General features: G+C 72.2%; 4 protein-coding genes and 1 pseudogene. 4 read left to right on the forward strand and 1 reads right to left on the reverse strand.

Going from position 1 to position 6,548, the window contains the following annotated elements; translation table 11 throughout:
* The 3 genes and pseudogenes from VGD32_RS00950 to VGD32_RS00960 all read left to right on the forward strand — a co-directional run.
* A pseudogene (locus tag VGD32_RS00950) lies at nucleotides 1-466 on the forward strand (ribonuclease E/G); the annotation flags it as partial.
* 61 nt (nucleotides 467-527) lie between these two features.
* Entirely contained in the window at nucleotides 528-1,937 is a 1,410-nt protein-coding gene (locus VGD32_RS00955; RefSeq protein WP_331030033.1) for a M48 family metalloprotease, read from the forward strand.
* Between the two features lie 17 nt (nucleotides 1,938-1,954).
* Complete coding sequence (locus VGD32_RS00960) at nucleotides 1,955-2,761, forward strand: DsbA family protein (protein ID WP_331030034.1); 807 nt, start codon at nucleotides 1,955-1,957, stop codon at nucleotides 2,759-2,761.
* A gap of 5 nt (nucleotides 2,762-2,766) precedes the next feature.
* Here VGD32_RS00960 and VGD32_RS00965 read toward each other — a convergent pair whose 3' ends face one another.
* On the reverse strand, nucleotides 2,767-4,464 hold the full coding sequence (locus tag VGD32_RS00965) for a hypothetical protein (protein ID WP_331030035.1): 1,698 nt from the start codon (nucleotides 4,462-4,464) through the stop codon (nucleotides 2,767-2,769).
* 102 nt (nucleotides 4,465-4,566) lie between these two features.
* Here VGD32_RS00965 and mutL point away from each other — a divergent pair, with 102 nt between their 5' ends.
* Nucleotides 4,567-6,426, forward strand: a complete 1,860-nt coding sequence (gene mutL / locus VGD32_RS00970) for a DNA mismatch repair endonuclease MutL (protein WP_331030036.1) — start codon at nucleotides 4,567-4,569, stop codon at nucleotides 6,424-6,426.
* Nucleotides 6,427-6,548: the final 122 nt, after the last annotated feature.

A 6,548-nucleotide genomic window follows, 5' to 3' on the forward strand; every position in this document is an offset into this window, starting at 1 on the left:
TTCGCGCCGCCGTCGTGGCCGCGGCCGTGGCCGTGACCGGGCTTCCGGCGATCTGACCCCGGCGACCTCCGCCGAGGCGCGGGACGCCGGCGAGGGCCTGTCGCAGGACGGGTCAGGCGATACCGCCGCCGGGGCGGTCGAGGCCCCCGCGCCCGTCGTCGCCGAAGAGCCCAAGCGCCGCCGCGTGCGCCGCAAGGTGTCCACGGACGCCGTGGCCGACAGCGCGCCCGCGCTTGAGGCGCCGGACGCGGAAGCCGTCGAGGCCGTCGCGCCGGAGCCCGCGCCCGAACCGGCCCCGGAGCCGGAGCACGCGGTCGAGCCTGTCGCGGACGCGGCGCCGGTGCCCGTCGCCGAGCCGGAACCGGCCCCGGCGCCCGAGATCGACGTCGCGGCCCTGATCGCCGAGGACCCGAACCAGATCGTCGCCCCGCCCGAGAAGCCGAAGCGCGGGTGGTGGCGCCGTTGAATGGCCGCGATTAGATAGTGAGGATCGAGGCGGGGGCGATCGAGGGTACCGGGAGTACGCCATGAACTGGCTGTCCAGACACGCCGCCCGCCTCGTCGGGGCCGCAGCCGCGGCCGGCCTGGCGCTGGCCGTGGCGGCCCCCGCCTCGGCCCAGAGCGCCATCCGCGACACCGAGATCGAATCGATCATCCACGACTGGGCCGATCCGGTGTTCACCGGCATGGGTCTGGAGCCGTCCGAGATCGAGATCCTGCTGATCAACGATCAGGACCTGAACGCCTTCGCCACGCGTGGACGCATCATGGGCCTGAACACCGGCCTGATCCTGCGCACCACCAGCCCCAACGAGCTGCTGGGCGTCATCGCCCACGAGGCCGGCCACATCCGCAACCGCCACACCCTGCGGGACGGAGCGCAGAACGCCGGCATGCAGCCGATGCTGATGACCATGGCGCTCGGGGCCCTGGCCATCGCCGCCGGCGCGCCCGACGCCGGCGCCGTGCTGCTGGGCAACAGCCAGTATTTCGGCACGCTCAGCGCCCTGCGCTACATGACCCACCAGGAGGGCGAAGCCGACAACACCGGCGCCCGCGCGCTGGAAAGCGCCGGTGAATCCGGCCGCGGCCTGGTCACCTTCTTCGAGAATTTCCGCTCGCAGGAAGTCTTCTCGGACGCGCGGCGCTACCCGTATTTCCGCAGCCACCCCCTGTCATCCGACCGCATCGAGAATCTGCGCCGCTTCGTCTCGGAACAGCCCAGCTACGATCGCCGCGACAGCCCCGAGCGGATGGCCCAGCACGCGCTGATCCTGGCCAAGATCCATGCCTTCATGGATCACCCGCGCGAAACCCTGCGCGACTATCCCGAGACCGACACAGCCCTGCCCGCCCGCTACGCCCGGGCCATCGCCTGGTATCGCGACGGCCAGACCGACAGGGCCCTCGGCGCCGTCGACGCCCTGCTCGCCGAACAGCCCGACAACCCGTATTTCTGGGAGCTCAAGGGCCAGATCCTGTTTGAGGAAGGCCGGCCCGAGGAAGCCATCGGCGCCCACCAGCGCTCGGTCGAGATCCGGCCGGACGCCCCGCTGCTTCGCATCAACCTCGCCCACGCCCTGATCGAAACCCGCGATCCGGCCCGGCTCGACGCCGCCGTCGACCAGCTGAAGCGAGCCACGGCGCTGGAAGAGGACAACAGCATGGCCTGGCGCCTGCTGAGCCAAGCCTACGCCAGCCAGGGCAAGGAGGGCGAGGCCCGTCTGGCCTCGGCCGAGATGTATTTCGCCATCGGCGCCGAGCGCGAGGCCACCCAGTTCGCCCTGCGCGCCCGCGACATGCTGGAGCCGGGCACGGCCGAATGGACCCGGGCGATGGACATCGTCTTCGCCTCGGGCGCCACCCAGGAAGACGTCGACGACGTCGACCGCCGCAACGAACGCCGCCGGCCCGCCATCGTGCCGGCCGCCGGCTGAACCTCCCGGAACCCTGAATGACCGAAACGCCCGATCCCCGGCCCGCGCCCTCGCTGCCCGGCCGCCTGCTGTCCGGCGACCGGGCCGGAGTGGCGGCGCTGGCCGTCTCGGTGCTGGCCCTGGTCATCGCCGTCGCGCCCTACACCACGGGCGCCGACTTCGGCTCGCGGGTCAAGGCCTACCTCGTGCAGAATCCGGAGGTGCTGCAGGAAGTCAGCAACGCCCTTGAGCTGAAGGCGCAGCAGCAGCAGATCGTCGAGAACCGCCAGAAGACCGCCGAAATCAACGCCCGCGCCGTCGCCAATCCGGGTCTGCTCGCCGTCAGCAGCCGCGACGCCGCCTTCGGTCCGGCCGACGCCCGGGTCACCGTGATCGAATTCTTCGATTTCCGCTGCCCGGGCTGCAAGGCCACCGCGCCCGAGGTCCTGCGCATGATGCAGGCCCATCCCGATGTGCGCTTCGTGTTCAAGGACTGGCCGATTCTCGACGGTCCGGCCAACGGCGTGTCGCACTACGCCGCCCGCGCCGCCCTCGCCGCGCACCAGCAGGGCAAATACGTCCCCGTCTTCCGTGATCTCATGGCCCAGCCGGCGCTGTCGGAGGACACGATCGACGCCATCCTCGCCGCCAACGGCGTCTCCATGGCCCCGGCCGAGGCGGCCATGTCGGGCCCCGGCATCGCCCGTCATCTGGCCGACACCCAGACCTCCGCATCGGCCTTGGGCCTGATCGGCACCCCCACCTTCTTCGTCAACGGCAAGGCGACCGAGTCGATCCAGCCGGCGGCGCTCGAGCGGGCCATCCGTGAGGCCAAGGCCCGCTAGGCCCGTCAGGCCAGCTTCAGGTCCATCGCGCCGCCGATCCATTCGACCCGGGACCGTCGCTCGGCCTCGGCCGCCGCGGCCGGGTTTCCGAGCGCGGTTTCCGCCTGGGACAGCACGAAATAGCTGTACGGGTCGTTCGGCCAGTCCTCGAGCAGTTCCAGCACCTTGGCCCGCGCGCCCGCCGCGTCGCCCGAGGCCAGCAGGGCGGCCGCGAGGCTGCGCCGCGTCGGGTACCAGATCGCCGGCGGATCGCCGCCCTCGTCGTCCATGCCCTGCAATTCCGCCGCCCGTCGGAAGGCCGCGACGGCCGCGGGGTGGTCGCCGTCGATCATCGCCGCCCGTCCTTCGAGCACCCGCTGCGACAGCTCGGTGAAGGCGCTCCGTTCCTCCCGCATAGGCCCGGCCGCGAACGACGGATCCTCGCGCAGCGCCGCGATGGCCGCGGCCTCGGCGCGCACCGCGTCCGCGTCGCCGGCCCTCGCCGCGGCCTCGCCGCGGGCGTAGCGCCAGCTGATCCGCAACAATGGATGGGTCGCCGGCGGCTCCTTCAGCCCCGCCACCTGCGCCGCCTCGCCGAAACGGCCATAGATCGCATAGGCGTTGTTGGCGACGATCTGCCTCCAGACGTTGGCCGCCGGAATGTCCGGATAGGTGGCCAGGAACCAGTCGGCCAGCTTCAGTCCCTCGTTCCCCCCGCCGGCCATCAGGGCTCCGCCCATGCCGAAATGGATGTTGTGCCCGTGCAGGGGCATGCCCGGCACCCCGCCCGGCGGCCGCGCCAGCCCGTCGTAGCGCCGGTCCAGCGCCACGGCGTTGACGTTCGACATCATGGCGTCCCTGTACCGCCCGACGCGGTAGAAGGTGTGCGACGGCATGTGCACCAGATGGCTGGCCCCCGGGGCCAGGGCCGCCAGCCGTTCGCCGTACGGTATCGCCTTGTGCGGGTCGTCCGACCATTCCGTCAGGTGGATGTAGAGGTGGATCGCCGCCGGATCGTCCGGCGCCCGGGCCAGCGTCTGCTCCAGAATCGCCATGGCCCGGACGATGCCCGGGTCCGCGGCCTTGCCCTCGTCGTCCCACCAGCGCTCGGCCTTCAGCATCCAGGCGTCGGCGGTGACGGCCGCAATGGCGGTATCCGCCGGATGCCGCCGTGCGATCCGGTCCATGGCCGTGGCGAAGCGGTTGGCGCGCGACGACTCCCGCCCGGAATAGCGCTGCACCAGGGCGTCGATCATCTGGCGCTGCACCGGCGTGGCGTCGCGGGCGAGACGACGGGCGTCGCGGGCCGTCCCCAGCGCCGCACGCCGGGTGTCCTCGCCCTCGCCGCCACCGTTCAGGTTCGGCCCCATGGCCCAGGCCTCGCCCCAGGCGCACATCCCGCACGCCGGATCCAGCCTCCGCGCCTTGCGGAAGGCGCGCACCGATTCCGTGTGCTCGAACGCCCAGCGCAGTCGAACGCCGTGGTCGAACCAGGCCTGGGCCTCGGGGTTGGCCGTGTCGACCTTGAAGCCGCCGGACCCGAAGCCCTCGACCATGACGATGTCGGCCGGCGGCGCATCCCCGGCCTGGGCCGCTCCGGGCCCGCAGATACGCGGCCGCTCGATCAGGTCCCTCACCGCCCGATCGGCGGTGGCGTCGGCGAGGGCGGAAGGCCCGATCAGGACCGTGGCCGCGGCCACGCCACACATCAGAAGGCTGCGCATGCGGAATGACTCCCCTGTCCCCAGTCCATATTGACCTAACCCCAAGGCGAGACCAAGCGGCGCTTCTTCCCTGATCCCGGACGGGCCATACTCGGCGAATCCATGCCCATCCGCCGCCTCCCGCCCGAGACCGTCAACCGCATCGCCGCCGGCGAGGTGGTCGAACGCCCGGCCAGCGCCATCAAGGAGCTGGTCGAGAACGCGCTCGACGCGGGGGCGACCCGGATCGAAATCCAGGCCGACGGCGGCGGTCTCAGCCGTATCCTGATCGCCGACGACGGTTGCGGCATGGCCGCCGACCAGCTGGCCCTGGCGGTCGAGCGCCACGCCACCTCCAAGCTCGAGCCCGACGACGCCGGCGATGTCGACCTGCTGCGCATCCACACGCTCGGCTTCCGCGGCGAGGCCCTGCCCTCGATCGGCTCGGTCGCACGGCTGAGCATCACCAGCCGCCCGAAGGAGGGGGGCGACGCCCACCGGATCACGGTCGAGGGCGGCGACCAGCATCCGGTCGCCCCGGCGGCCTTCCCCGGCCCGCACGGCGCCCGGGTCGAGGTCCGCGACCTGTTTTACGCCACCCCCGCCCGGCTCAAATTCATGAAGTCCGAGCGCTCCGAGGCCATGGCCATCTCCGAGGAGATCAAGCGTCAGGCCATGGCCCACGAGGCCGTGGCCTTCACCCTCGACCTCGACGGCCGGACCACCCTGCGGCTGCCGGCGGAACACCCGGGCGACCAGGGGCGGCTCAAGCGGCTCGCGGCCTTGCTGGGTCGCGACTTCGAGGCCAACGCCCTGCTGATCGACCAGCAACGCGATGGCGTCCGCCTCACCGGCTATGCGGGCCTGCCGACCTACAGCCGCGGCAACGCCGGCCACCAGTATCTGTTCGTCAACGGCCGGCCGGTTCGCGACCGTCTGTTGCAGGGGGCTCTGCGGGGCGCCTACGCCGACTTCCTCGCCCGGGACCGCCATCCGGCGGCGGTGCTGTTCCTTGAGGTCGACCCGCTCTACGTCGACGTCAATGTCCACCCGGCCAAGGCCGAGGTCCGGTTCCGCGACCCGCAGCTCGTCCGCGGCCTGATCGTCGGAGCCCTGCGCCATGCGTTGGCCGCGGCCGGACACCGGGCCTCGACCACTGTGGCCGCCGACGCCCTCGCTGGCTTCCGCCCCCATTCGGGCGTGGGGAATGGCGCCGCCTTCAGCCCCTCGTCCCCTTCGGCCGAGGGCTGGAGCGGCTGGCAGGGCTGGGCCGGTTCGGCGGCCGCCGCCGCCCAGATCCTGCCCGGTCTCAACGAGCGTTCGGCGCGGGTCGAGCCGCAACCGGCGTTCGGCGATCAACCGTTGACGGATGCGCGCCAGGCCGAAGTCATCGATCCGCTCGACTTCCCGCTGGGCGCCGCCCGGGCCCAGCTGCATGGCACCTATATCGTCGCCCAGACCCGCGACGGCCTCGTCGTCGTCGACCAGCACGCCGCCCACGAGCGTCTCGTCTACGAGCGAATGAAGGCCCAGATGGCGGCGGGTTCGGTGACGCGTCAGGCCCTGCTCACCCCCGTGGTGGTCGAGCTCGACCCCGCCGAGGCCGAGCGGATCGGCGCCCGCGTCGACGAACTGGCGCAGCTCGGCCTGATCGTCGAACCGTTCGGCGCCGGGGCGGTGCTGGTGCGTGAGACGCCGGCGCTGCTCGGCGACACCGACGTCCAGGGTCTGATCCGCGACATCGCCGACGACCTGGCCGAGCACGGCGCCGCCCTCGCCCTGTCCGAACGGCTGGGAGAGGTCTGCGGGACCATGGCCTGCCACGGCAGCGTCCGCGCCGGCCGCGTCCTCTCCGCCCCGGAGATGAACGCCCTGCTGCGGCAGATGGAGGCCACGCCCCACTCCGGCCAGTGCAACCACGGCCGCCCGACCTATGTCGAGCTCAAGCTGGCCGACCTCGAGAAGCTTTTCGGGCGGCGCTAGAGCTTCAGCGCCTCGACCACGTCGCCGGCCCGCCCGCCCGAGACCACTTCGCCGCCGGCGATGGCGTAGATCACGTCGTCCACCGCCGCCGCCGCCAGCCCGTGCCGTGGCGTCCGCATCGG

The organism is Brevundimonas sp. (assembly GCF_036402095.1).
Taxonomy (GTDB): domain Bacteria; phylum Pseudomonadota; class Alphaproteobacteria; order Caulobacterales; family Caulobacteraceae; genus Brevundimonas.